This window comes from Paenibacillus sp. Lou8.1 (assembly GCF_024213565.1).
GTDB lineage: Bacteria > Bacillota > Bacilli > Paenibacillales > Paenibacillaceae > Paenibacillus > Paenibacillus polymyxa_B.
Window position 1 is genome coordinate 1 of record NZ_JANAVN010000004.1, and the last position, 26,157, is coordinate 26,157.

The 26,157-nt window shown below is 46.6% G+C and carries 29 protein-coding genes; all 29 read right to left on the reverse strand.

What is annotated here, in order from left to right; translation table 11 throughout:
* Positions 1-125: 125 nt before the first annotated feature.
* The 29 genes from NLX78_RS06565 to NLX78_RS06705 all read right to left on the reverse strand — a co-directional run bounded on the left by NLX78_RS06565 (position 126) and on the right by NLX78_RS06705 (position 26,157).
* A complete protein-coding gene (locus NLX78_RS06565) occupies positions 126-875 on the reverse strand; it encodes a class I SAM-dependent methyltransferase (protein WP_061829255.1) in 750 nt (249 codons plus the stop codon).
* 528 nt (positions 876-1,403) lie between these two features.
* Positions 1,404-2,207 carry a sporulation transcription factor Spo0A gene (gene spo0A / locus NLX78_RS06570; protein WP_254349957.1) on the reverse strand — a complete coding sequence of 268 codons (804 nt, stop codon included), beginning with the start codon at positions 2,205-2,207 and terminating at the stop codon, positions 1,404-1,406.
* A gap of 216 nt (positions 2,208-2,423) precedes the next feature.
* A complete protein-coding gene (gene spoIVB, locus NLX78_RS06575; protein ID WP_039270958.1) occupies positions 2,424-3,584 on the reverse strand; it encodes a SpoIVB peptidase in 1,161 nt (386 codons plus the stop codon).
* Between the two features lie 123 nt (positions 3,585-3,707).
* On the reverse strand, positions 3,708-5,426 hold the full coding sequence (gene recN / locus NLX78_RS06580) for a DNA repair protein RecN (protein ID WP_028540598.1): 1,719 nt from the start codon (positions 5,424-5,426) through the stop codon (positions 3,708-3,710).
* 58 nt (positions 5,427-5,484) lie between these two features.
* Positions 5,485-5,934: a transcriptional regulator AhrC/ArgR gene (ahrC, locus tag NLX78_RS06585; RefSeq protein WP_013310809.1), complete on the reverse strand. Its 450-nt coding sequence runs from the start codon at positions 5,932-5,934 to the stop codon at positions 5,485-5,487.
* 16 nt (positions 5,935-5,950) lie between these two features.
* Positions 5,951-6,427 carry a hypothetical protein gene (locus NLX78_RS06590; protein WP_235309554.1) on the reverse strand — a complete coding sequence of 159 codons (477 nt, stop codon included), beginning with the start codon at positions 6,425-6,427 and terminating at the stop codon, positions 5,951-5,953.
* A gap of 155 nt (positions 6,428-6,582) precedes the next feature.
* Entirely contained in the window at positions 6,583-7,434 is an 852-nt protein-coding gene (locus tag NLX78_RS06595) for a TlyA family RNA methyltransferase (protein ID WP_023989243.1), read from the reverse strand.
* Between the two features lie 76 nt (positions 7,435-7,510).
* Entirely contained in the window at positions 7,511-9,409 is a 1,899-nt protein-coding gene (gene dxs, locus NLX78_RS06600; RefSeq protein ID WP_254349958.1) for a 1-deoxy-D-xylulose-5-phosphate synthase, read from the reverse strand.
* A 107-nt stretch (positions 9,410-9,516) separates the two neighbouring features.
* Entirely contained in the window at positions 9,517-10,440 is a 924-nt protein-coding gene (locus NLX78_RS06605) for a polyprenyl synthetase family protein (protein ID WP_254325377.1), read from the reverse strand.
* Complete coding sequence (gene xseB / locus NLX78_RS06610) at positions 10,412-10,672, reverse strand: exodeoxyribonuclease VII small subunit (protein ID WP_254349959.1); 261 nt, start codon at positions 10,670-10,672, stop codon at positions 10,412-10,414. The genes NLX78_RS06605 and xseB overlap by 29 nt, the downstream gene beginning before the upstream one ends.
* A complete protein-coding gene (xseA, locus tag NLX78_RS06615; protein ID WP_254349960.1) occupies positions 10,662-12,026 on the reverse strand; it encodes an exodeoxyribonuclease VII large subunit in 1,365 nt (454 codons plus the stop codon). The genes xseB and xseA overlap by 11 nt, the downstream gene beginning before the upstream one ends.
* Positions 12,027-12,038: 12 nt before the next feature.
* The gene (folD, locus tag NLX78_RS06620; RefSeq protein ID WP_103048685.1) at positions 12,039-12,896 is read right to left on the reverse strand and encodes a bifunctional methylenetetrahydrofolate dehydrogenase/methenyltetrahydrofolate cyclohydrolase FolD; all 858 of its coding nucleotides are present in this window, start codon (positions 12,894-12,896) and stop codon (positions 12,039-12,041) included.
* Between the two features lie 37 nt (positions 12,897-12,933).
* Positions 12,934-13,383, reverse strand: a complete 450-nt coding sequence (gene nusB / locus NLX78_RS06625) for a transcription antitermination factor NusB (protein ID WP_039270947.1) — start codon at positions 13,381-13,383, stop codon at positions 12,934-12,936.
* Between the two features lie 135 nt (positions 13,384-13,518).
* A complete protein-coding gene (locus NLX78_RS06630; RefSeq protein WP_023989248.1) occupies positions 13,519-13,752 on the reverse strand; it encodes a DUF2273 domain-containing protein in 234 nt (77 codons plus the stop codon).
* 15 nt (positions 13,753-13,767) lie between these two features.
* Positions 13,768-14,307, reverse strand: coding sequence for an alkaline shock response membrane anchor protein AmaP (gene amaP / locus NLX78_RS06635; RefSeq protein WP_013310819.1), 540 nt, complete (start codon positions 14,305-14,307; stop codon positions 13,768-13,770).
* Between the two features lie 73 nt (positions 14,308-14,380).
* Positions 14,381-14,794: an Asp23/Gls24 family envelope stress response protein gene (locus NLX78_RS06640; RefSeq protein WP_013310820.1), complete on the reverse strand. Its 414-nt coding sequence runs from the start codon at positions 14,792-14,794 to the stop codon at positions 14,381-14,383.
* A 125-nt stretch (positions 14,795-14,919) separates the two neighbouring features.
* Complete coding sequence (gene accC, locus NLX78_RS06645) at positions 14,920-16,263, reverse strand: acetyl-CoA carboxylase biotin carboxylase subunit (RefSeq protein WP_165177316.1); 1,344 nt, start codon at positions 16,261-16,263, stop codon at positions 14,920-14,922.
* Positions 16,264-16,323: 60 nt separating this feature from the next.
* Entirely contained in the window at positions 16,324-16,815 is a 492-nt protein-coding gene (accB, locus tag NLX78_RS06650; RefSeq protein ID WP_039270944.1) for an acetyl-CoA carboxylase biotin carboxyl carrier protein, read from the reverse strand.
* 138 nt (positions 16,816-16,953) lie between these two features.
* Positions 16,954-17,778, reverse strand: a complete 825-nt coding sequence (locus NLX78_RS06655; protein WP_254349961.1) for a SpoIIIAH-like family protein — start codon at positions 17,776-17,778, stop codon at positions 16,954-16,956.
* Positions 17,779-17,840: 62 nt separating this feature from the next.
* The gene (gene spoIIIAG / locus NLX78_RS06660) at positions 17,841-18,482 is read right to left on the reverse strand and encodes a stage III sporulation protein AG (protein ID WP_029517255.1); all 642 of its coding nucleotides are present in this window, start codon (positions 18,480-18,482) and stop codon (positions 17,841-17,843) included.
* Between the two features lie 16 nt (positions 18,483-18,498).
* Entirely contained in the window at positions 18,499-19,269 is a 771-nt protein-coding gene (spoIIIAF, locus tag NLX78_RS06665) for a stage III sporulation protein AF (protein ID WP_254325373.1), read from the reverse strand.
* A gap of 38 nt (positions 19,270-19,307) precedes the next feature.
* The gene (gene spoIIIAE, locus NLX78_RS06670) at positions 19,308-20,498 is read right to left on the reverse strand and encodes a stage III sporulation protein AE (RefSeq protein ID WP_254325372.1); all 1,191 of its coding nucleotides are present in this window, start codon (positions 20,496-20,498) and stop codon (positions 19,308-19,310) included.
* 12 nt (positions 20,499-20,510) lie between these two features.
* Positions 20,511-20,900 (reverse strand): stage III sporulation protein AD, encoded by a 390-nt coding sequence (gene spoIIIAD, locus NLX78_RS06675; RefSeq protein WP_039270937.1) that lies wholly within the window; start codon positions 20,898-20,900, stop codon positions 20,511-20,513.
* Positions 20,901-20,908: 8 nt separating this feature from the next.
* The gene (gene spoIIIAC, locus NLX78_RS06680) at positions 20,909-21,112 is read right to left on the reverse strand and encodes a stage III sporulation protein AC (protein ID WP_010345636.1); all 204 of its coding nucleotides are present in this window, start codon (positions 21,110-21,112) and stop codon (positions 20,909-20,911) included.
* Positions 21,113-21,124: 12 nt separating this feature from the next.
* Complete coding sequence (spoIIIAB, locus tag NLX78_RS06685; protein ID WP_029517252.1) at positions 21,125-21,643, reverse strand: stage III sporulation protein SpoIIIAB; 519 nt, start codon at positions 21,641-21,643, stop codon at positions 21,125-21,127.
* The gene (gene spoIIIAA, locus NLX78_RS06690) at positions 21,636-22,631 is read right to left on the reverse strand and encodes a stage III sporulation protein AA (protein ID WP_013310828.1); all 996 of its coding nucleotides are present in this window, start codon (positions 22,629-22,631) and stop codon (positions 21,636-21,638) included. The genes spoIIIAB and spoIIIAA overlap by 8 nt, the downstream gene beginning before the upstream one ends.
* Before the next feature lie 411 nt (positions 22,632-23,042).
* Positions 23,043-24,296: an aspartate kinase gene (locus tag NLX78_RS06695; RefSeq protein ID WP_028540593.1), complete on the reverse strand. Its 1,254-nt coding sequence runs from the start codon at positions 24,294-24,296 to the stop codon at positions 23,043-23,045.
* Between the two features lie 196 nt (positions 24,297-24,492).
* Positions 24,493-25,050: an elongation factor P gene (gene efp, locus NLX78_RS06700; RefSeq protein WP_029517249.1), complete on the reverse strand. Its 558-nt coding sequence runs from the start codon at positions 25,048-25,050 to the stop codon at positions 24,493-24,495.
* A gap of 33 nt (positions 25,051-25,083) precedes the next feature.
* On the reverse strand, positions 25,084-26,157 hold the full coding sequence (locus NLX78_RS06705) for a M24 family metallopeptidase (RefSeq protein ID WP_061829060.1): 1,074 nt from the start codon (positions 26,155-26,157) through the stop codon (positions 25,084-25,086).

Here is a 26,157-nt window from a genome sequence, read left to right on the forward strand (position 1 = left end):
TACAATAGTTACCTATATTATATAACATTAACGCGGTGTCGTCTTAAATAAAATGAACATAAAAAAAGCTGTCGAGACTTTCTCGACAGCCTGAGGATACCCAAAAACGGGTATCCCTTTATGTTTTACTTCCTAGCATTCACCATAAATCGTTCTGAATTTGTCCTTATTCCTAATTCGGTTTGATTGTCCAAAATAAATTGTTGGAGTATTTGAAAATCAATTTCTTCTTCTCCGAAGTTGGGAATAATTGGTGTGTGTTTCAAGAGAAATATTAAGTCTGCAGGAGTCTGATAATATTCGGTTGCATTGAATTCAAATGACTGTATGTCCTTAAAGCCCGCGTCACTTAATTCGGTAATATATTGAGCTTTTAACGAGTCTTTCTTAGCACCCCATGCCTGTCCTCTTCCAAACGCTTCTTTAATATTTAATTTGTCGTTTTCGCTTACTTGCTGTGTCAGGAACATACCATCCTTTACTAACACCTTTGCTATTTCTTTTGCATAAAAACATGAATGTCGAGAAGAGATTACATTAAAGAAGTTCTCAGGAAAATTTAGATTTTCAGCATCCATCTGGAGAAAACGAACATTTGCTATGTCTGATTCAGCAGAATTCTTGGTTGCTGTTTCAATCATTCCGGTGGAATGGTCAATCCCAACTAAAAGTAATGCAGAATCTGCTATTGATAAAATTGCTTCCCCGCCGCCAGTACCGATGTCAAGCAATATATCCGACTTCTTACATGTCTTCGCTACTTCATTGTAGAAGTCCCATTTTACTCCTTTGGAGATACATTTCACATTGCTGAAATTCCAGCCGTTGATTTTTCCAATCTTATTATAAAACTCTTTATACTCTATTGAATTCATTTTCTTTCCACCTTCCAATTAGGGATAAATACTACGGGATAGCAGACCGATATCATTCATTATTTTAGTTTTGTAGTCAAAAGGATAGACTTTCCCCTTGACGGCTGGTACGCGTTTTTTCCAGCCCGGAAACTAAATACCTCGAACAATACGGAAAGACATCCGATTCACCTCATTTGAAAGATTGTTTTAATTATATTTCTAATAGAGCTTGTCGATCAAGCAATAGTTCAATAATATTTCTTTACAACTTTCTACCTTAATAGAACGACTACTGAAAGTAATGAAAATGATGATAATTGAAGAAAACTTTAAATTGTCCAATTGAAATTCAAAATCGTTTATAAAAAATACCGCCTATTTACTGGTTCTTGGAAGAACCAATAAATAGGCGGTATTAGTTGTCTACTATTCAGAAGTTTATCGGATCGGGTCGGCTGTTTTGGAAATTAATAGCCATCCCTGCAATTATCATTGATAAACGTAAAACCACAAAAATCCCTTGCTTCATCAATCATTCTGACCCTTTCAGGACACCTTGTTCTCAATTCTCAGCTTATCTGCTACCATCGCTATGAACTCTGAATTGGTTGGTTTGGACTTACTGATATTAATGGTGTACCCGAACAGGTGTGAAATGCTGTCGATATTTCCACGGGTCCATGCTACCTCGATAGCATGACGAATGGCGCGTTCTACGCGAGATGCCGTCGTTTTGAACTTTTCGGCGATTGCCGGATATAATGTTTTGGTGATGGCTCCCAAAATTTCGATATTATTGTACACCATCGTAATGGCTTCGCGTAAATATTGATAGCCCTTGATGTGAGCTGGTACACCAATTTCATGTATGATGGCCGTGATACTGGCATCCAGGTTTTTCGTCTTACCCATAGGTACAACGTTGGACCGCATGGATGAAATGGTCACCAGACTGCTGCTAACTAACTGCGGCCCCACTAATTGGCGAACACGGTTAGCCAGCACTTCCATGTCAAACGGCTTCAAAATATAATAAGATGCCCCGAGCTGTACGGCCCTCTGTGTAATATTTTCTTGACCGAATGCAGTCAGCATAATGATTTTCGGCTGTGGAGTCAGGTTCATTTCTCTTAAACGCTCCAATACACCGAGACCATCCAGATGAGGCATAATAATATCTAAAATAAGTACATCAGGTATGTTGCGGGATTCTGCGATGCGTTGGAGCACTTCTTCGCCGTTATAGGCGATTCCTGTAACTTCCATATCCTCCTGATCGGAAATATATTCAGCAAGCAAATTCGTAAATTCCCGGTTGTCATCAGCCAACAATACCTCAATTTTTTGCAATGTACTTCCTCCTCATTGAGTGATATTCCATTGTGATATCTGTTTACAGTATATAAATATTTCTTGTCGGAGTATATGATTTCGACATCGAATTATGAATTCCTTCTGTCGAAAATTATTTTTATTTATTTTTTTTATACTTTCTATTATAATTGACTCTTTATCTTGCAAATATGAGTTATTCCCCTGCTTTTCGACAAAAAAATCTTAAGGCCACTAGCTCGCCTTAAGATTAGAAGATGATTTCAAGCTTACGTTATTCTGCATGATTCCTGCATCGCGCAGCATCCATTCGATAAAACAACCGTAACCTGATTTAGGATCATTAACAAATACATGTGTCACAGCCCCGATAAGCTTACCATTTTGAATAATCGGACTACCGCTCATTCCTTGAACGATTCCCCCGGTCTTATCCAACAGCTTTGGATCTACAATGCGAATCACAAGTCCTTTGGTTGCTGGTTTGTCCTGCTGAGAAATGTGTACAATTTCCGCCTGAAACCGCTGAATTTGTTGACCTTCCAGTACAGTCAAAATTTCTGCCGGTCCTTCCTTTACTTCATTCGCAAGAGCCACCGGAATAGGAGTTGAATACAATCCATATTGCGGCTCATCTGACATTTTCCCAAAAATTCCGAAATTCGTATTTCGTTCAATATTTCCTAATACCCGATGATCTTTGAGAAAATGAGCGCGTTTTTCTCCTGGTTCCCCACTTTGGCTTTTCGCAATTGACGTCACATTGGACTGCACAATCTCTCCGCTCCCCACGACAATAGGGGTTTGGGTATTCATATCGGTAATTACGTGGCCCAATGCCCCGTATACACCTTGGTCCGGTGCGTAAAACGTTAATGTACCTACACCTGCAGCCGAGTCTCTAATGTACAACCCAAGCCGCCACGCTTTATCATCTTGATCATATGCTGGTGTTAACTTCGTGGAAATCGTCTGCTCTCCTCGACAAAGTGTAATGTCGAGCGGCTTTTTATTCTTACCTGCTTCGTCTACTGCCTCAGCAACCCTTGCCAGGCTATTGAGTGGTTTGCCGTTCATGTGTGTAATCCGATCCCCTAGGCGAATCCCCGCTGTTTCACCAGGTGACACCTTACGATCATTACTTTCTTGAATGATATGGTGACCGACGACAAGCACTCCTGAAGATTTTACTTTGACCCCAATCGTCTGCCCCCCCGGGTATACTTTTAAATCGGGAACTACACTTTCTTGGGTTGTCCTCATGCTTTTAGAGCCGAACAAGTCCAAAGAAGCTTGTGGAGGCAGCGCAGCTTGCACATGCTGAGCGTTACCGATAGAACACATAAGAAAAACAAGCAAAAGACCGAGCAATTTGATCCTGGAGTAAAAATTCAATGGCTGTCACGCTCCCTTTGCTTCTTTCGCTTGACGAGTAAAGGTGGTCGCCAATTGCGTACCTATAAGGTAACCTTGCCCCCAGGCTTTTATAACTGTTAAACATTACGCCAGCCGCTCTTTTCAGGCTTTCTTTCCTTCCGCCAAATTCAGCATTTCCTGTGCGTGATGCAAAGTTTTTTCGGTAATTTCCACACCGCCCAGCATCCGTGCCAATTCCTTGACACGCCCGTCCTCCGTAAGTCCCTCAATTTGAGTCATGGTCCGTCCATCATGGACATTTTTCTCAATAAGGTACTGATGATCTGCCATACATGCCACCTGTGGCAAATGAGTAATGGAAAAGACCTGACAAACGGAAGATAAACGATATAGCTTCTCGGCAATGGATTGAGCTGCACGACCACTCACCCCAGTATCCACCTCGTCAAAAATGAGTACTGGAATTTGATCATGACGCGCAAAAATACTTTTCATCGCCAACATGATACGTGATAGCTCACCGCCTGAAGCGATCTTACCAAGTGGACGTAGTGGCTCACCTGGATTGGGGGAAATAAGAAATTCCGCATTATCAATGCCCTGCTTGGTAGGTCTTACCTTCAGACCTTTATACTCATATCCGCGTGGATCTTCAATCGGATCGATGCGCACCTTGAGTGACGTTCTTTCCATCTGCAGGTCTTTTAACTCCTGCTCCACTTGCTCTGCAAGCTCTTCAGCACAAATTTCGCGTGCTTCTGTAAGCTCTTCCGAAATCTCAAGCAAATCGGAAAGCAACTCGTCCCGTTTTGCAATGAGCTGCTCCAACCGCTCATCTTTATTTTCCAGCAGATCGGTTTCCTGCTCAATACGGCTATAGTATTCCAAAATCTGCTCTATACTATCACCATATTTTCGCTGTAACCCGGTAATTTGATTCAAACGTTGCTCCACTTCATGCAGCTTGCCTGGATTAAATTCAATATCCTCACGATAAGAACGTAATTGGAATGCTGCGTCCTCCAACTGGTAAAAAGCAGACTGAATCTGCTCCGCTATGGGCTGAAGGCTTTTGCTGTCATAGCTTTGGACATCGTTTAATCTGGACAACACGTTATTGATCGTATCCAGTCCACCTCTGCCGCTTAGCAGTTCGTATGCTCCTGATATCCCATCCATCATTTTCTCACTATGGGATAGCTTGACCCGTTCCTCTGCCAATAATTCATCTTCTCCCAATTTCAACTCCGCCGCAGCGATCTCTTCTAATTGAAATCGGTACATATCCAAAAGCTGATAAGCCTTTTGACTGGAACTTTGCAGTTCTCTTACTTCTTTTTCCGCTTTGACAAAAGCATTGTAACGCTCCCGATAAAGCGTTTTGACCGGACCGATGACCGAATCACCGAACGTATCCAGCAGCGCCAGATGGCGATCTGCACGTAGCAGACTTTGATGCTCATGTTGCCCGTGGATATTGACGAGTTGCTCACCCACCTCACGCAGCATCGTTAAATTAACCATCTGGCCGTTAATTCGAGAAGAGCTTTTTCCTTGAACCGTAAGTTCGCGACGAATCAGCAAATGCTCCTCTGCATTAGCCTTAATCCCTTGTTCCTCAAGTGTATTCCAAACTGGATGTTTTACCGGCAGTTCAAATAAGGCTTCCATCTCTGCTTTATCACAACCGTAACGCACTAAATCAGCAGAGCCCCTACCGCCTGCAATCAGCCCAAGCGCATCGATAATAATGGATTTACCAGCACCTGTTTCCCCGCTCAACACATGAAACCCTTTATAAAAATGAACATCGACGGCCTCTACAACCGCCAAATTCCGTATAGACAAAGTGACCAGCATCGTTCTTTCACCTCTATGATGTACAAATTAAAACGCCTAATATGCGTAGCCATTATAATTAGGAAATGTAGCCCATAAGACGATTCACGATAGCTTCGCTGTTTTCTTCCGATCGGCAAATAATCAAAATGGTATCGTCCCCGCTAATCGTCCCCATGATCTCGGACCATTCAATATTGTCCAATAAAGCAGCAATCGAGTTGGCTGTTCCCGGCAGGCATTTCATCACAATCAGATTGGTTGTGTAGTCAATATGCAAAAAGTTATCGACCAACGTACGTTTCAGTTTCTGGGCCGGATTGTAACGTTGATCTGAAGGCATCGAATATTTATATCTGCCATCGTCCATTGGAACCTTGATGAGCAGCAACTCCTTGATATCACGCGATACGGTCGCCTGCGTGACCTGAAAACCAGCCTTACGCAATGCTTCAACCAGATCATCCTGCGTCTCAATCTCATGTTGTGAAATAATTTCCCTAATTTTAATATGTCGTTGACCCTTCATATAATCCTCCTATGGATTAACCTTCATATTCCTCTTCTTCGAGGTCTTCCACTAATGTAATAAGGCGAATACTTCGCTCGTCCGTATCAACGTACAATACACCCGCGCAACCCGGATAGAGCAATAAATACGGCATGAGCCTGTCCCTTAAATCAGGACCACTCCACTCCATTGGTTTCTTGCGGCGTGACGTTTTGACCATATATGTCGAACCGTTTCGTACAGCCACGTAGTCTATAAACAAACGGCTATACACGGTATGTCCATTCACTTTAAAAGCAAGCGGTATTTTCATCTTCCCGCCCACTACTTCATATCCTGCTTCTTCGAGTAGGTCTGTGACAGGCCCTTCGTCCAAGTCCTCGTTAATCGGTATCGTCTTTAGCACAAGCGGCCCTGGCTCCTTCAACCAGGCACGTAGGCTATATAAAGCCCATATCCCTAATATCACCCCGATCACAGCGATGATAACCGTATCATATCTTGTGTCCATGGACCGATCACCTCATGGACATATTCTAGGACAAGATGTAAAATCCCTTTTCCTTTGTACATCTCATTATAGGCGAACGTGAGTTCTATAATCAATCCCTCACACCAAAAAGAGGTTCCCTTAAGTTCACAGAACTCATGGAGAACCCCTGAATGTTACTTACGCGATGGACCATTATTAAAAGTCTGACCTGCTTCCTGAACGGTACGTTCAATCAGTGGTCTGAAATCCATCTTCTCCAGCTGCGATTCTGCAGCAGGAAGCCCATCCAAACGCCAATGCGCTAAAAATTCAATATTGCCTTCTCCACCTGTAATAGGCGAATAAGCCAAACCTTGCAGCGTAAGTCCAAGCTCATGTGCAAACATCAGAATGGTCTGCAACACTTCTTTATGCGTAGCAGGATCACGGACCACACCGGATTTTCCGACCTTTTCGCGTCCAGCTTCGAATTGCGGCTTGATTAGAGCTACAATATCAGCAGGTTGATGCAACAAGGCAAGCAACGGGGGCAAAATAATACGTAATGAAATAAAGGAAACGTCAATACTAGCGAAATTCGGCACGGAACCATTCAAATCCGCGGGTGTCATATATCTGAAATTCGTTTTCTCCATTACGCATACTCGTTCATCATTACGAAGGGACCAATCCAGCTGGTTATAACCCACATCAATGGCGTATACGTATTCAGCTCCATGCTGAAGCGCACAATCCGTAAAACCTCCAGTGGACGAGCCAATATCCAGCATTGTCCTGCCCTTCATATCCAGCTCAAATTGACGGATGGCCTTCTCCAGCTTCAATCCTCCACGGCTTACATACGGATGCACCGAACCCTTAACTTTAAGTTCGCTGGCGCGTGGTACCTTCATCCCCGCCTTCTCGATCCGTTCGCTGTCCGCCAGCACTAGCCCAGCCATAATCGCAGCTTTAGCTTTTTCACGGCTTTCAAAAAAGCCTTGTTCTACAAGTAATACATCAATGCGTTCCTTCGGAACAGACATGTTAATCTCCCTTTAGGCAGCCAGGCTGCTCTTGTCATACTTTTTATAAACGTCATGGTCTTCACTTCAAGTTACCCTATACGGATTGTCCCATGCCATATGCTGGCTCAGCAGCCCATTTACGCAGCTTTAAGCATACATCTTCAATGGTAAGACCTACTTCAGCACGCTGCTCTTTGATGGAGCCATGCTCCACGAACAGATCGGGAATCCCCATTAGGCGCACCTGTGCCTCTTGTATTTCGGCTTTAGCGTAAAATTCCAGTACAGCGCTACCCAAGCTTCCTGCTTCAGAAGCTTCTTCCAATACGATCAGCTTCGTATGCTGACGAGCCAGCTCACGCAACATATCCTCGTCCAAAGGCTTCAGGAAACGGGCATTCACGACGCCCACTTGCAAACCTTCCCGTTTCATCGCCTCCGCAGCCTCTGTCGCCACCTGGAGCATCGGTCCTGATGCGATTACAGCAAAGCCCTCGCCTTTACGCAGGAGCTCCCAACTGCCGATGGGAATAGCCTGTAATTCTTTATCCATCGGCACGCCAACCACATTAACACGCGGGTAACGATAAGCAATTGGACCATCTTCATAGTCGAGCGCTGTTTTCATCATATGGCGTAGCTCGTTCTCATCCTTTGGCATCATAAGCACAAGATTCGGGATATGACGCAAGAATGCCACATCAAACACGCCATGATGAGTTTCCCCGTCAGCCCCAACAAAACCTGCACGGTCAATCGCGAACATTACGTTCGCATTATGACGACAGATATCATGCACAATCTGGTCATAAGCACGCTGCATAAAAGTGGAATACACCGCAAACACCGGCTTCATCCCTTCCATTGCCAACGCAGCACACATGGTAGCTGCATGCTGTTCAGCAATGCCGACGTCAATCATACGGCTAGGAAACTCTTTACTAAACGGTACCAATCCTGATCCGCCAGGCATAGCGGGGGTGACCGCAACGATGCGCTCATCCTGCTCAGCCAGCTCAATCAACGTTCGACCGAAAATTTCCGTATACATCGGATTACCTACAGCTTTGAGTACCTGACCCGATTCAATTTTGTAGGGACTGATTCCATGCCATTTGTGTGAATCTGCTTCCGCAGGTTTATAGCCCTTGCCCTTGGTTGTTACGACATGCACCAATACAGGGCCAGTGACATTATCAGCCTGCTGGAAGGTTTCGATTAGCTTCGACAAATCATGTCCGTCCACTGGACCGAGATACGTAAGTCCCAGTTCCTCAAACAGTACACCAGGCACCATCATATATTTAAGACTGTCCTTGACACGGCCAGCCGATTTGGCAAGTTTACCGCCGATCGCGGGTATTTTTTTCAGCAAAACTTCCAGCTCATCTTTTGCTCGCAAATAATGACGGTCTGAGCGGATTTTGCTCAAATAATTATGCATGGCCCCTACATTAGGTGCTATGGACATTTCGTTGTCATTCAGAATGACCATTAAATTTTTGCGCTCATGACCGATATGATTCAACGCTTCGAAGGCCATCCCCCCAGTCAACGCTCCGTCTCCGATCATTGCAATGACTTTATTGTCCTCGCCCTTCAAATCTCGAGCCAAGGCCATTCCCATTGCCGCCGACAGAGAAGTGCTGCTATGACCGGCTTCCCAAACATCATGCTCGCTCTCACTTCTTTTTACAAAACCACAAAGTCCATCACGCTGACGAAGTGTATCAAAACGGTCCATTCGCCCTGTCAATATTTTGTGTACGTAGGCTTGGTGCCCAACGTCATAAATCATCTTGTCCTTTGGACTGTTATAGCAATAATGCAGGGCGATCGTGAGCTCAACCACTCCCAGATTCGATGCCAGATGCCCCCCAGTCACGGACAGCTTCTCAATCAAAAAGCTCCTGATTTCCTCGGCTAGAGAAGCCAACTCCTCAACCGACAGTGATTTCAGATCGCCTGGTTGCTTTATGTGTGGAAGCAGCACGCATATCTCCCCGCTTTCCTTCAAGTTTGTGTGTAAAGTTAACAAGTATTATATCACACTTTTTAACTGTGCTTAAACGCAGACAAGTCAAAACAGCTCTAACGCAACTAATGATCACGCTTCATCAGGTAATCCGCTATCTCCAGCAAACGAGAAGAATCGGGAATACCGCTCTCTGTTATCACTTTTTTAGCAGATGCGGTGAGTTCCTCCACCTGCCGCAAAGATGCGTCCATACCAATGAAATACGGATAGGTAACCTTCTCCTGCTCAACATCACTTTGCGTTTTCTTACCCATTTTGCTCTCATCGCCTATGAGGTCCAGTATATCGTCCTGTATCTGAAAAGCCAGCCCCAAGTCTCGTCCAAAGCGGCGAAGCGCCTCTAATTGACTCTTGTCCGCCCCACCAATCCGTCCACCTGCCAAGAGCGAGAAAATAATCAAATCAGCAGTTTTATGAAGATGGATATATTCCAGTTCCTCGATCCCCGTCATTCCTTGCTCGCCTGACATATCGGCGACCTGTCCGCCTACCATGCCCCGCGCGCCACTCATTTCGGACAAATCCTCAACAATGGACAACAGCGAATCGGATGAAACACCGTGACGTCGTCCTGCTTGCACAATGCTGTAAAAGGCATGGGTCAACAAAGCATCACCCGCAAGGACGGCAACCGCCTCGCCGTATACCTTATGATTCGTCAGCTTACCTCGCCGATAATCATCATCATCCATGGCTGGCAAGTCGTCATGAATGAGAGAGTACGTATGTACCATTTCTACCGCACATGCCACTGGCAACGCAGCTTCCCTGCTTCCACCGAATGCTTCAGCAGCAGCGATCACAAGCAGAGGCCGCAGCCGTTTTCCGCCTGCGGTGAGTGAATAATTCATAGATTCTCGAAGAACATCGGGAATGTTCCAATCGGCCGGGAACTGCTCGGTCAGTGCAGACGAAACCGCATCCGCCGTCCCGGTCAAATATTCCTTGAACGACGGTCTATTCAAGCCCTTCACCGCCGTTTTCATCTAATCCGCCGCCAAAAGGCTTCTTGCGCAAATCTCCATCATCTTCCACGATCATTTCAATTTTACGTTCAACCTGCTCCAGCTTTTGACTGCAAAGCTGAGACAGCTTCATCCCCCGCTGGAACAAATCAATGGCTTGCTCCAGAGGAACGTCTCCATGCTCCAGTTGTCCGACAATTTCTTCAAGAGCGGCCATAGCCGCTTCAAAATTCAATTCCGTTTCATTCGCCACCGTGCTTCGCGTCCTCCTTCATTCCCCATACTTGGCAGTCCAACTGCCCATCACTCACTTTAATCTTGATGGAATCTCCCGGCTGTACGTCTTTGAGCGACTTAATCAGCCGTTTCTCCTGCTCATCGTATACCAAGCTATAGCCTCGGGCCATGACTTTGAGTGGGCTCAGCGCATCCAACTGACGGATTCCCGTGTGCAACTGCTGCCGTCCCGTTTTCGTAATAGCACGCATCGCAGACTCCAGCTGACGTTGCGCCATATCCGTCTGCTTGTGTGCCGAACGAATTTGTTCACGCGGATTAAACCGCTCTAGTACCTGACGCATACGTGCATTCTTTTCTGCGTTTAAGCGTGAACGGTTACCCACTGCGCGGATTAGCCGCTGATGCAGCATGTCCATTCGCTCTGCATGCTGTAGCATATAGCGGCGTGGGTGCAGCAGGACTGGAGAACGCTGAAGCCTCGCCAAGCGTTCGCGGCTGGTTTCCAGCCGCTGCCGGAGGGCGTTGCGCAGGCGTTGCTCACGCTGGAGCAGCTGATCCCGTAGCTCTGCCTGATTAGGCACAGCCAACTCAGCTGCTGCGGTTGGCGTTGCTGCACGCAAGTCAGCCACAAAATCGGCAATGGTAAAATCCGTTTCGTGTCCAACTGCCGAAATAACCGGAATGACCGATGCGTAAATGGCGCGCGCAACCGCTTCCTCATTAAACGCCCACAGTTCTTCCAACGAGCCACCTCCCCGTCCGACGATCATCACCTGAACCTCTTGCATACGATTCATAGCTTCAATTGCCTGGACGATCGAGGGTGCGGCTCCTTTTCCTTGTACAAGCACAGGATACAACACAATTCCAGCCTGCGGGTATCGCCGTTGAAGGGTCGTAATAATATCACGCACAGCCGCTCCGGTCGGTGACGTAATCACGCCAATGGTTGCCGGATGGACAGGGAGATTACGCTTACGAGCAGTATCAAACAGTCCCTCTGCATCCAGCTTTTGCTTGAGCTGTTCGTAAGCCAAATAAAGGCTTCCTATACCATCAGGCTGCATTTGAGTCGCATAAAACTGATATTGTCCATCTCGTTCGTACACGGATACGTTTCCCCGGGCAATAACACGCGTACCTTCTTTCGGTACGAAGGGAAGCCGCTGATTATGGGTTGCAAACATAATCGAACGTATGCGGCTCCCCTCATCCTTGAGCGTAAAGTACATGTGACCACTCGAATGATGCGTAAAATTAGAAATTTCCCCGCGTATCCATACATCAGACAGCACCTGATCCGATTCCAGTTTCATCCGGATATAACGATTCAGGTCCTTTATAGAGTAAATACGTTGTTCAGCCATAGGCAGCTGCCCTTATGCCAAACCGTGCGACCGCTTGGCCGCTACAAGCGTATTTTGCATCAGCATCGTAATCGTCATCGGGCCTACTCCGCCGGGAACAGGCGTAATCGGACCAGACACTTGCTTCACGCTCTCAAAATCAACGTCCCCCGCCAGCTTTCCGTTCTCCAGACGGTTCATCCCCACATCTATCACAACCGCTCCGGGCTTCACGAACGAAGCATCAATAAAGTTGGCTTTGCCGATCGCAACGACTAAGATATCCGCTTGTCGACTTAGATCCCCGATATTCGCCGTACGGGAGTGGCACATCGTAACCGTAGCATTTTCACGTTGCAACAATAAAGACACTGGCTTGCCTACGATATTACTGCGACCAATAACTACCGCATGTTTACCAGCAATCTCCACTCCAGCACGCTTGATTAACTCAATGACTCCAGCAGGAGTACAAGGCAATAGACTATCGTCACCGATGACCAAATTCCCTACGTTCACCGGATGGAATCCATCCACATCCTTCTCCACTGCAATCGCGTCAATGACAGCTTTTTCATGAATATGCTTTGGCAATGGCAGTTGAACCAAAATCCCATGGATAGTACTTTGATGGTTCAGCTTGTCCACTAGTTCCAGTAATGCTTCCTGCGAAGTATCTGCTGCCAACCGGTGAACCTCTGAGTAATAGCCGAGATCATGGCACGCCTTTTCCTTGTTTTTAACATACACCTGCGAAGCGGGATCTTCGCCTACTAATACAACAGCCAGTCCCGGTTGAAAGCGGTGCTCTTTCAGACGAATGACCTCTTGCTGAATGCTTGCGCGAATATCCTGAGAGATTTGTTTACCATCAATGATCGGTGCTGACATGTTTAACCACTCTCCAACCTGATTCAGTAGTCTCTACTTAAAAACGTGCTTTCAATTGCTCCAGTTCTTGAATCACTCGTCCCAGTACACCATTAACAAATTTACCGGATTCCTCGGTACCAAAGTGCTTCGACAACTCAATCGCTTCATTAACAGCTACCTTGGCTGGAACATCCTCACGGAAAATCATCTCATATGCCGCAAGTCTCAAAATTTGACGATCTACACGTGAAAGTCTGCTGATCTGCCAGCCTTTAAGATAATCCACTAACAGCCCATCAATGGCTTCCTTGTGCTCCCACGTACCCCGCACATGCTCTAAAACATACGCTCTTAACACTGCCGCGTCTTTAACGACAACTTCCGCTTCGTTTTCCTCAGCGGCTTCCTGAAGCAACATGTCCACGGCTGCTGCCGCATCCACTTCATTCATTTCCATATGGTACATACTCTGTACCGCTAATTCCCTCGCCAGACGTCTTTTCATGCCCTGCCTCCTACGCTTGCCTATATCTATTTTTCATTCTAACCAATTTCCACAAAAAAACCTGTGAACGCATCCTCCAAAACGTTGGGCGCAAAGAAGCTACAGCTCTATTTTGGAGAACACGTATCACAGGGTTCATTTAAAAGGACGCCAACGCTGCGACAACCAATCGCCCCATTCCTTCCAAGGGAGAAATGAACCAAGCGCTGAATCGCTACGTCTTCCTAGCGTATATCCGATGAACACCATCAATGCAAAGAACAACATATTCCAAAAGCCTGCCCACAAATAAATAAAACCGAAAAAAATACCAGCCGTGATCCCCATGATCCGGCCCTTGTAACTTCCCCATATTTCTTTCCAGGGCATCAGGGAAAATCACCTCTATTCCACACGACTCTTAAAGCTGGGTGACTGAGAAACATTAGCGATGTACACCGACACATTGGACACAGGAATTCCTGTAATTTCTTCCACATGATCGTGTACCCCCTTTTGTACCTCGGAGGTTAACACCGGAATGGAGCTTTCCCCGTCTACAACCGCCCGAATCGTAATATCAAGTCCCGATTCCAACACGCGAACGCGTGCTTTCAAATCCTGCATCCCGCGAAATCGGGAAGCGGCTTTGAGGCACAGATTTTCAATGGTGTCCACTGAAATCTGAATGTCACCATATTCCGTTCGTTGATCAATAGAATGCTGTACGGTTTGGTTCCGTCGAATAGAGATATAAAAAAAACGAAGACTCAATAACAACAGAACCCCTGCAATAATCAGGCTGGTAAACCACACCACTCGCTCATCCTCAATACTTAAAACATACGGAATGGCCCCGCTCAGGAGGAGGATGGCGAGAATGGAAATAATTCCGATACTTAAGCTGTACAAGAACAGCAGAAGTCTGTCCATAACTTTAGCCACGAAACGCACAGCCTCCTTAAATTAGAGTAAACCCTCGACCCATAAGGGTCGGGGGTTTGTACAAAGTATCGCTCTATTTAACCCGTCCGGCGCCCAGCACTTCCGGCTCTTCTACTTTTTCGGCATTTTTGAATTGAACATCATGAATTTGCACATTCACTTCAACAACGTTAAGACCTGTCATGTTCTCAATCGAACGCTTAACATTATGCTGAATAGCAGCAGCCACCTCAGGCAGACGGTTACCGTACTCAATAATGACGGAGACGTCTACAGCAGCTTCACGCTGTCCGACTTCCACTTTTACACCTTTAGATAAATTTTTGCGGCCTAGCAGTTCGGCAAACCCACCAGCAAATCCGCCACTCATTCCCGCTACGCCTGGTACCTCAACGGTAGCCAGTCCGGCAATGACTTCAATAACTTCTGGGGCAATTTGAATCTCCCCAATTTCTGTACGTTCGAATTCGGTTGGCACTGTGCTCATACCTTCAACACCTTTCGGTCAAAATAAGTTTCATTCCAGCTTTGGATTTCAAAGCAGACATGCTCACTTATTATCCATACTATATCATTTGGCGTTCATTATGACAAACTGAGGAAATATACCGATTAAACTTCGTTTTCCTCCAAAAATTTAATATCAAAATCGCCTCTAATAAAGGTCGGATGCTCTAGCAAGCGCTGATGAAAAGAAATCGTTGTGGGTATGCCCTCAATAGCAAACTCAGACAAAGCCCGCTTCATTTTGGCAATTGCATCTTGCCGTGTAGGTGCCCACACAATCAGCTTGGCGATCATAGAGTCATAATAAGGAGGAATGCTATAACCTGGATATGCTGCGCTGTCTACCCGTACTCCAGGACCGCCTGGAGGCAGATAAAATCCGATTTTACCCGGTGCAGGCATAAAATTGCGATCCGGGTCCTCAGCGTTAATACGGCATTCTATCGCCCAACCATTGATGGTGACTTCTTCCTGCGTAAAGGAAAGCGGATGTCCTTCAGCGACAGAAATCATTTCCTTAATCAGGTCTACACCGGTAATCATTTCTGTTACGGGATGTTCTACCTGAATACGTGTATTCATTTCCATGAAATAGAAATTATTGTCCGGGCCGAGCAAAAATTCGAGAGTACCTGCACCAGAGTATTGAACGGCCAAAGCTGCACGAACAGCTGCCTGACCCATTTCTTCACGGACATCCTGCGATAGTACAGGACATGGTGCTTCCTCCAACAACTTCTGACGACGACGCTGAACAGAGCAGTCCCGTTCGCCCAAATGGGCAACATTACCATGCTTGTCCGCTATGATCTGTATTTCCACATGTTTCATACCGGTCAAATATTTTTCTAGATACACACCCGCGTTGCCAAATGCTTTTTGCGCCTCCTGCTGAGCGGTAGTGATTTGCTGAATAAGGTTATCCTCATCTTCGGCGATACGAATACCTTTACCTCCGCCACCTGCTGTGGCCTTGATAATTACCGGATATCCGATATCACGTGCGATGCTGATCGCATCCTGCAAATCCTCAACCAGCCCGTCTGAACCCGGAATAACCGGAACTCCGGCATCCTTCATGGTCTGCTTGGCTACGGCCTTATCTCCCATTTTGTTAATGGCTTCAGGAGAAGGACCAATAAACGTAATATTACACGATTCGCAAATTTCAGCGAAGTCTGCGTTTTCCGCCAAAAATCCGTAACCTGGATGAATGGCATCACATTCAGTCAATGTAGCAACGCTCATCAGGTTCGTAAAATTAAGGTAGCTGTCCTTAGATAGCGTCGGTCCGATACAGTAAGCCTCATCTGCGAGACGCACATGTAACGAATCCTTGTCAGCTTCCGAATATACGGCAACTGTCGAAATATTCATCTCGCGGCAAGCGCGAATGATTCGAACCGCAATTTCTCCACGATTTGCAATCAATACTTTTTGAAATGTCATGACTTTACCTCCCTGGGAGCAGTCTTGCCGAACCCTCAAAAGAGGGTTCAAACAAGCTCTTTACTCCGGTTTCACAAGGAACAATGGCTGGCCATACTCGACCAACTGTCCGTTTTCGGCCAAAATTTCCACAATTTCGCCCTTCACTTCAGCTTCCAGCTCATTCATCAGCTTCATCGCTTCAATGATACATACCGTTGTTTTTTCGCCCACTTTGCTGCCAATACTCACATACGGAGCCGTATCCGGGGATGAAGAACTATAGAAAGTTCCTACCATCGGAGATACGATTTTATGTAGATTGCTTGCATATTCCCTCGGTTCCCCAGCAGTTGCAGGTCCAACATCGGACTGTACTTGTGGATTTGGAATAACAGCTTGTGGTGCCACTGCATAAGTAGGTGTTGCCACAGGAGCCTGTACCGTAACGATCTCGCTTTTGCCAGGTTTTCGGATCAACAGGCGAGTTCCTTCATTTTCAATTTCAAGCTCATGCACAGACGTTTCATCCACCAGCTTGATCAATTCCTTAATCTCGCTTAATTTAAACATCTCTATTAATCACTCCTTCAGCATTTTGCCGGTTGCTGATTACATTGTTGAAACAGCTTTATGTATTATATCACAATCATTAAAAATAGAAAGAGCCCGGAATAATGCAGAAATCCGGGCTTTTTCGCGTTTTTTGTCTTATTGTGTAACATACTGGACACTGATCTTATCCTGCGTTACGTTCAGTTCCTTCATGACTTTATCAACAATTGTTACCGCTTGCTTAGCATCCAATTTTTCACTCAGAACCACTACTTTGTATTTATCAGCATCTTCCTCACGGACGACCGCATTGGCGAACTGCTGCTGAAGCTCTTCTTCAATTCCAGTAATTTTAGCCTGCTTATCTTCAAGTACATGTAATTCCTTTTGAGCCTCCGCGGCTTTCTTTGGTGTGCTGTCGTTCATTGCGGTAGTCAGTTCATCATTTTTCTTCTGATTTTCCACGTCCCGTTCCAGCAAATAGTTGTCAATCACAGCTGCTGCTGTAGGTTGGGCAGCTTGATCGGTTGCCACTTGATCCAGTACCTGCTGGTCGGTTTTGGCTGTAGAGGCTGCTTTGTCGTCACTTTGTGCTGTCGCGTCCGTTTTAGTCGCAGTTGTGTTTTGATCGGATGTCGCTGGTTCAGTAGTAGGGGTAGCTGCCGTATCTTTATCGCCTTTTGAGTTTTCTGTTGCTGGGTCAGTTGTGGAAGCCGTATCCGATTTTGTGGAAGTTGCTGATGCTCCATCAGTTACTTCTCCATTCGTCACTACTTCATTTACCTTCAGTTCGTTCAATTGTTCCTCTGCCTTCGTCGTTGCTTCCTGTGCAGCATCCTGCTTAACCTTGCTCACTTGCTCGCTATCGGCTACTGGTGGATTTGCAGGGCTTGAGTCCTCCGTAAACAAATAATACGCAGACAGCACGACCATTAAACTCAGCATGGACACCAGCCAAACGGTTTGTCTTTTGTTATTCATGTTCCGTCCTCCATATTCATTAATGGTTTAAAATATAAACTTCTTTGTTCTTAAATTCCAAATTACCCCTGTTTGCGCGGTACGACTGAAATTTTGTAGGAAGGTACATTTAGTCCCTTCTGTACAGCATCGACAATTAGCTGCTTCACTGTAGGGTTTTCTGCCCCCATAGCCACAACAAGCACTCCCCTCACCTGCGGTTTTACTTTTTTTGTCACAATCGGGGTGTGCTGGCCACCTGATGACTCATAGGTGACAATCTCGCCATCACGTGTATATTGAGTAGTGTGTCGCTGTCCGCCATTGGCGTCCGTCTCGTTGTTCTCTTCCTGCATGTCCTTTACATTGCGTTGAACGATAACTTCTTCGGTGGAATCTACCGTAACCATGACATCGACGGTTCCTACGCCAACAATCTGCTCCAGCATCTGTTTCATATTGTCCTCAAAAACCTTCTCGATCCCGGCAAAGGAACTTTCTTCACCTGTTGTTGTCTCTAACGTAGGCTCATTTTTCATCACGCCAGGCGGCTCACGGCCTACGTTTTCTGGATCAACCTTTTTCACATTAACGAATGAATTAAAAAGCATAATCGCTACACCGATAAGGCCGAGTATAAGCAGCCAACGAAATGAGTTGAATCTTTTCGCCCCATCCGCCCCTCCACCCAGCCATTGCTCTAGCTTTTTCAGCCATTTGCTCATTTCTGCTCACCTCCTGTTACCATTCATGTGTTCCATCCTGCGAAGAAACCACCTGAACATTTTTGCTGTCTATCCCCCATTTTTCACGTAGAAGTCCTGTAATTAAGCCAAAAGCTTTCGTATCCGTTGGCTTTCCGTCCTCAGCAGTTTTATCAGGATTACGATCATCTTCTCGTGTTCCTTCATTAAGTTCTGAATTTTTTTTATGTGTCGGTTCCACACGAATATTCACTGTCTTTTCGGCTACAGGCTCCACCATTATCGGCTTGGCATCTGCACCAGGCGAGACGTCTGTGTTGTTCTTTTCTTTTTCTGGCTGCTGCTCTGCCAATTTGACCACTACCGACTGGACACCCGTTCCTGCCTCCAGCTCCGATTCCTTCTGTTGAATCTTTGCAAGGGTAACCTGGACCGACTGAATTGCTAACCCAGTATATTGTTCCAACTGTCCTTTCATTTCCTTAGCTACCTCTTTGCCGGCCCATTGCATGGAGCTTTGTTCTTGCTGTTGCTTCAACTGGCTGCCTTTTGCTAAAATCTCCTCCAATGTCGGTTCCCTCTTGCCTGTCTCAGCCTGACGTTGAAGATCCAATGCTCGCCCTAGAACCTCGGAGGGGCTACTACTCAGTAAGCGCACGACCGGAGACAGCAACGTCAGCAAAATAAGCAGGCTGAGAACGAGTTTGACATACCTTTCCATAGATCGGCTCGGTAAGATCATATCGACAAAAGAAGCCAGCAACACAATTAGCACCAGTTCCTTAAGCCAGCCTCCCAGCCAGGTCACTTCACTCCCCTCCCCCCTTGTTGGTCTACATGCATTGTTCACCTCATCATGACCGTCATATTGCCTGCCGCGAGCATGACTGTAATCGCAAGGAAAGACATTAATCCCACTGCCGCCAGCGCCGCGAAAACATAAATCATGCTCTTGCCGATTGCATCCAGACATTCCACGATAGGCGTATCACCCAAAGGCTGCATGATCGCTGCTGTCACTTTATAAATGAGAGCCAGTGTCAGAATCTTGAGGGCGGGAAAGGCGCACAGGAACAATATAATAATGACTCCTACCAGACCAATGGCATTTTTAACGAGCAGCGAAGCCGAAATGACTGTATCTGTCGCATCTGCCAACGCCTTGCCGACCACCGGAACAAAGCTACCCGTAATATATTTGGCTGTGCGGATCGTTAATCCGTCAGTAACTGACGAAGTCAAGCCTTGTACCGAAATGACTCCCAGAAATATGGTCAGCAGCACTCCCAGCACTGCTACTCCAGCGTTCCGCATCAGATCGGCTAGCTGGGTCAGTTTGTATTTGCCCGTCAGCGAGTTGACCAAGTACAGCACAGCTGAGAAGAACAGTAGCGGGAAAACCAGCGTATGAATGACTGTTCCGACTGTGTTGATCATAAATACAATCAGCGGGTGGGTCACCGAAACTGTTACGACGTTCCCCATCGAGGCTAACATGGTGAACAACAAGGGCAACATTGCCATCATGAAGTGAATCATGCTATCAATCGCTTCTTTGGCATAACCAATCGCTACACTAAAGCTATTAATCGCCAGAATGATAATGACCATGTATACGATAGCGTAGGCCACTTTGCTGACCTGTTTGCTTTCAAAAGCGCTTTGCAGCGTTTCCAGCACCATACTCATAATGCTGAGCATGACGATGGTGACGAGCAACTTGGCATTTACTCGGATTTCATGGATGAAAAAATCAGCTATAGCGCTCAATACACCCTTTATGCTGAATCCTTCACCGCCTGGAAGCAGCATGTCCATGAAGGAAGGCGTTTTCTGATCCGGGAAAAATCCGCCGTATTCCTGCATGAGCCCGTCCCAATAATGTTCTACTTCATCTTTGGGCATTTGCTCCGCCTGCTGTCTGATCCATTCGTTAGTCGGTGTATCTGCAAAGAGGACCGCAGCTGAGGCACACCAAAGACATAGCAACAACATCGCAATTACTTTGAGACTCGGCATGCCCCCTAGCCTTTTCATGGCATCACCCCCTCAGGCGGGCATCAGCTTCAGAATGGTATCAATAATAATGCTGATAATCGGGATTGCGAGCACCATAATGAGTACCTTTCCAGTAAGCTCAATTTTGGAAGCAATCCCGTCTTGTCCTGCATCCCGAACGATTTGCGCTCCAAATTCAGCAATATAAGCGATACCGATTATTTTCAATACGGTTTTAAAATAGATCATATCCATGCCTGAAGACCGAGCCAGTCGCTCCAGTACAGAAACCACAGATCCGATCTTGCCAATCAGCAGCAAAAAAATGACGATTCCCGCAGCTGTTGCAATCAAAAAGGCAAACATCGGCTTCTGTTCCTTAATGACTAAAATGAGGACTGTGGCAATGAGGGCGAAGCCCACCACCTGAATGATTTCCATGTGTCCACCTACTGAAAAAGAAAGATAGATTTGATCTCTTGCAGAAGGTTATCCAGCATTCGCACCACCATGAACAGGACCACGACGAAACCAATGACCGTTACCCAGTGGGCCATGTCTTCTTTGCCCATTTGCTTTAATACGGTATGAATCATAGCGATAATAATGCCAATTCCGGCAATCTGGAAAATCGCGTTCACTTCTAAATTCATTCGAGCACCCCGCTAATAGATCAAAATGACGATCAATGCTCCGATCAGCAGTCCCAGGCTCCTGCTCATACGCTCGTACCTCACCTGATCTGCCTGCGCCTGCGCTTCCTCATGGGATAACTGCTGGATGGTCAGCGCAATGTGCTTGATCTGGTCTTCACGGTCGCTGGTTCCAAGACTGTAAGCAAGCTGCCGCATCGCTTCCTTCTCGGCTTGCTTCATAGAGGAACGGCTCCACGAGTCTTCGATGGCTTTATGCAAGCTTTCTCTGGCAGTCAGGCCAAAAGAAGGGTGCATCCAGCGTGAGGCTTGCTGAAACAGAGTGCGCAGCGGCTCTCGCAAGGGCTCTCCTGTCTTGGCGAAAGCATCTGGTAGCGGAGACACCCCGTAGGAAACCTCGGTGGTCAGTCTTTGCAGCGCAAGAATCAACTCCCTGATTTGCCGCGGCCTCATCGCAAACTGCCTTGCCCGCTGCCAGCCTGCCAGCGTAGCGGCCAGTATAACCAAGGCGGCACCCAGCAACTTAAGCATAGGAGATGCCCCCATTCTGCCCTTCTCCAGGCAGTGTAATCCTGCGTTGCTTGGCATCTGCCAGCCGGAATGAGACGCCCCGGCTCGTCCGCTCCAGCATGACGTAGAGTTGAAACAGCTCTTGCCCTGTAGTTAATCCAGCAAAAGCAGGCCTGGTCGCCATTTCAGCCACATCGCGACCATGTGCGGAAGCAATGACTGCAATGCCTGCATGAAGCGCTTCGCGCACCGCCTCCGCATCTTCCGGTCGTCCGATTTCATCAACAATGAGGACATCCGGTGACATCGAGCGGATCATCATCATCATGCCTTCTGCTTTCGGACATCCGTCCAATACATCGGTGCGAGGTCCGACATCAAAACCGGGGATACCTTTGTGACTGCCAGCGATCTCAGAGCGTTCGTCTATAATGCCTACCTTGAGTCCATTCCGTCGCCCCCCATTGCTTTCCATCCCTCCGTAACTGAGTTGCCGAGCCAAGTCCCTAAGCAGTGTCGTTTTGCCATGCTGAGGAGGGGACAAAATGAGGGTGTGCCGGATTTTCCCGGACATTCGATCTGCTACATAAGGCAATATCCGATCAGCTATGCCGGGAATTGCACGAGCAATTCTTACATTAAAGCTGCTTATATCCCTCAAATGTTCCACTCGTCCTCGGTTGAGCACGGTTCTCCCTGCCAAGCCAATACGATGACCGCCAGGGATCGTAATAAACCCTTTACGAAGCTCCTCTTCCATGGTATACAGGGAATGATTGCTGATAAAATCCAGCAGTCGGTGGGCATCCTCACGGTCAGGCTTATAGGCTTCTACATGGTTCAAAGTCAGCCGACCCGCAGACGTTACAAAATGATGATCACCATTTGCATTAATTTCCAACGGCCTTCCTTCCCTAACCCGGATTTCTTCCAGTTGCTTAAATACCGTTTCCGGAAGCCTTCCGAGTATACCGTGCAACGGTTCAGGAAATAACTCCAGCCATTCCATACCGATGCCGCCCCCTCACAGTTGTCCTTTTTCTTTAAGACAAGTCTATGGTTGACTCTCGCTTTTTATGCCGAAAATATATTGAAAGCCTAGGCAAACTTTTGCTAACTCCTATCAACGCTCAACAGACCTTTCCCCCGCTTGTTAAAGCACCATTCTCTAATTCGCACAAATAAAAAAGGGCCTCTCAAAGCCTTGTCGGCTAAGGGATACCCTTGGGTAGAAAAGATAGATTCAGCAAAAAAGAGGCTGCCCCTCAGTCTAACTCTCACTGATGGAACAACCTCTTAACCTACTGCTGTATTCTATGATTTATCAAACTATAAATAGAGGACTTATAATGTGTCAACCTTTACCTGTCATAGCATCGTTCACATTAGACATATTCATGTCTAGATCACGTTGCAGTTATTAACGACGGTCTTGCGGTCCACCCACAAACGCTTGCTCCTCGGTGTCCAGGTTATAAGCTGTATGCAACGCCTGAATAACCTCATGAAGCTTACCCGCTTCAATTACACACGATACTTTGATTTCAGATGTGCTTACCATTTTAATGCTAACGCCTTGCTCTGCCAGTACGGCAAACATTTGCGCAGCAACACCTGGATGGCTAACCATTCCTGCACCTACAATGGATACCTTCACCAGATTTTCCTCAGACGTTACTTCACGGTATGGAAGCTCTCCGCGAATACCTTCCAGCGTCTTCAGTGCTGCTTCACGATCCGTCAGAGCTACTGTAAAGGAGAAATCCGCTTTACCAGCTTCGACCCCGCTCTGTACAATAATGTCAACATCAATTTTAGCTGCCGCCAGTGTTCCGAATACTTTCGCCAGTACACCGGGGATATCGGCGACGCCCAAAATACTGATTCTTGCTACATTTTTATCATATGCAATCCCACTGACTACAACGCCCTGTTCCATTACTGCATCCTCCTTTACGACCGTTCCTTCATTATGGTTAAAACTGGACCGCACAATCAACGGTACCCGGTTATGTTTGGCATATTCTACCGCACGAGGATGCAATACAGCTGCACCCAGATTGGCTAATTCCAGCATTTCATCATAAGAAATTTCTTTTAGCTTACGAGCCACTTTTACGATCCGTGGATCTGTTGAATATATACCGTCCACATCCGTGTAAATTTCGCAAGCATCCGCTTGAATCGCCGCCGCCAGCGCAACGGCCGTCGTATCAGAGCCACCACGTCCCAGCGTCGTAATGTCTCCCTCTGCAGACATCCCTTGGAAACCAGCTACAACAACGATCTTGTTGCTGCTCAGTGCATCCAGCACACGCTGAGGTTGAATGTCCGTAATCCGTGCTCGACCAAAGTCAGATTCAGTACGGAAACCAGCCTGCCATCCCGTAAACGATACCGCTTCATGACCCAACTGCTGAATAGCCATCGACAATAAGGCGATTGAAATTTGCTCACCTGTCGTCATCAACATATCCAACTCACGTGCAGGCAACTGCTCATTCAACAATTTGGCCTGGTCAATCAGTTCGTCTGTCGTGTCTCCCATTGCGGAAACAACCACTACACATTGATGCCCTTCACTCTGTTTCTCAACAACGCGTTTTGCCACGCGCTTCATGCGCTCCGTGTCACCGACGGAACTGCCTCCGAATTTCATGACATACAAAGACAACGATATTCACTCCCTCAGACTCAACAGTATGTAACCTTGAGATGGCACCAAACGACTGAACGTGACATCCTGCGGCATAACTTTAGTTCAGTATAATACGAAAGTGCTGTGTGGAGCCAATGTTTTTTAATATTAGTGCTTATAAAAATATCCCCTGCCCTTAAAAAGGACAGAGGAAATCTAAAAGTTGCAAATTTTATGCGCGAGACATGTATTTGCCGTCACGTGTATCAATCAACAATACGTCATCTTGGTTAATGAACAAAGGAACTTGAACATTCAAACCCGTTTCCAGTTTGGCATTTTTGGTAGCACCTGTAGCCGTATTACCTTTAATGCCTGGCTCTGTTTCGATTACTTTCAGTTCCACGCTTGTAGGCAGGTTAATACCCAGAATTTCGCCGTTATAGCTGACGATATTTACATTCATGTTTTCTTTCAGGAAGTTAAGCTCCCATTTCAGTTGATCGCTGGACAATGTGAATTGATCATATGTTTCATTATCCATGAATGTATGGTCGTCTGCACTAGCGTACAGATAAGATACACCACGATTTTCGATTTGTGCCCGACCGATCGTTTCACCCGCACGGAATGTACGTTCAACGGTGTTACCGTTACGCAAGTTTTTCAACTTGGAGCGTACGAATGCTGCACCTTTACCCGGTTTTACGTGTTGGAAATCCAGCACCGTAAAAATATCTCCGTCTACCTCGACGGTCAAACCTGTTTTAAAATCATTAACGTTAATCACTAAAATACCCCTCCTACAGGACTGTTATCGTTATTAAACGACTGTAAATTCTTTGCTCGAATGTGTTAATACTTTGATGCCGCTATCTGTAATAACGATATCATCCTCGATCCGTACACCGCCCAATCCAGGGACATAGATACCTGGCTCGACCGTTACCACCATACCCGGCTCCAGAATATCATCACTCGCCTTCGACAGACGTGTAGATTCATGTACTTCAAGACCCAGACCATGACCTGTACTGTGCCCGAAATTGTCTCCATAGCCATGGCTCGCAATAATATCCCGGGTCAGTGCATCCGCTTCACGGCCTGTCATGCCCGGCTTAATATGTTCGAGTGCGTGAAGCTGCGCCTTAAGTACAATATCGTAGATTTCGCGCAACTGGGGCGCCAAATCCCCTTGTGTAGCCACTGTACGTGTCAAATCAGAGCAGTAGCCATCCAGCAACGCACCAAAATCAAACGTAATCAGCTCGCCTGCTTGTACTAACTTAGCACTGGCTACGCCATGGGGCAATGCCGAACGAACCCCGGAAGCCACAATTGTGTCAAATGAAGATGATGTAGCTCCCTGCTTGCGCATGAAGAATTCCATTTCCAGATCCAGCTCACGCTCGCTGACACCTGGCTTGATGTAAGGTAAAATGTGCGCAAATGTAGCATCTGCCAAATCCGCTGCCCGCTGCATTACTTCCAGCTCTTCTGCATCCTTGTACACTCTTAACTTCTCCACAATGCCCGACACCGGAACCAGTGAAATAGGTGACAAATCTTCGCTATAAGCTTTATGCGTCGCAACAGTTACCGCATCTTGCTCGAAGCCTGTTTCGCTGATCTGATGGGAAGACAGCAATTCTTTCACCGTTTCCATGACCTGTGCAGCGTGCTGCACCACCGTGAAGCCTTCGGCTTGTTCGGTCGCTTGCGTCATATAACGAAAGTCAGTCAGCAAATAGCTATGGGATTCCGTAATCAGCACATAACCCGCCGAACCTGTGAAGCCTGTCAAATATCGACGATTGACAGGGCTAGTAATTAGCATAGCCCGCAGATTATGCTCGCCCAGCGCCTGCCGCAGCTTTAACACCCGGTCATTCTTCAT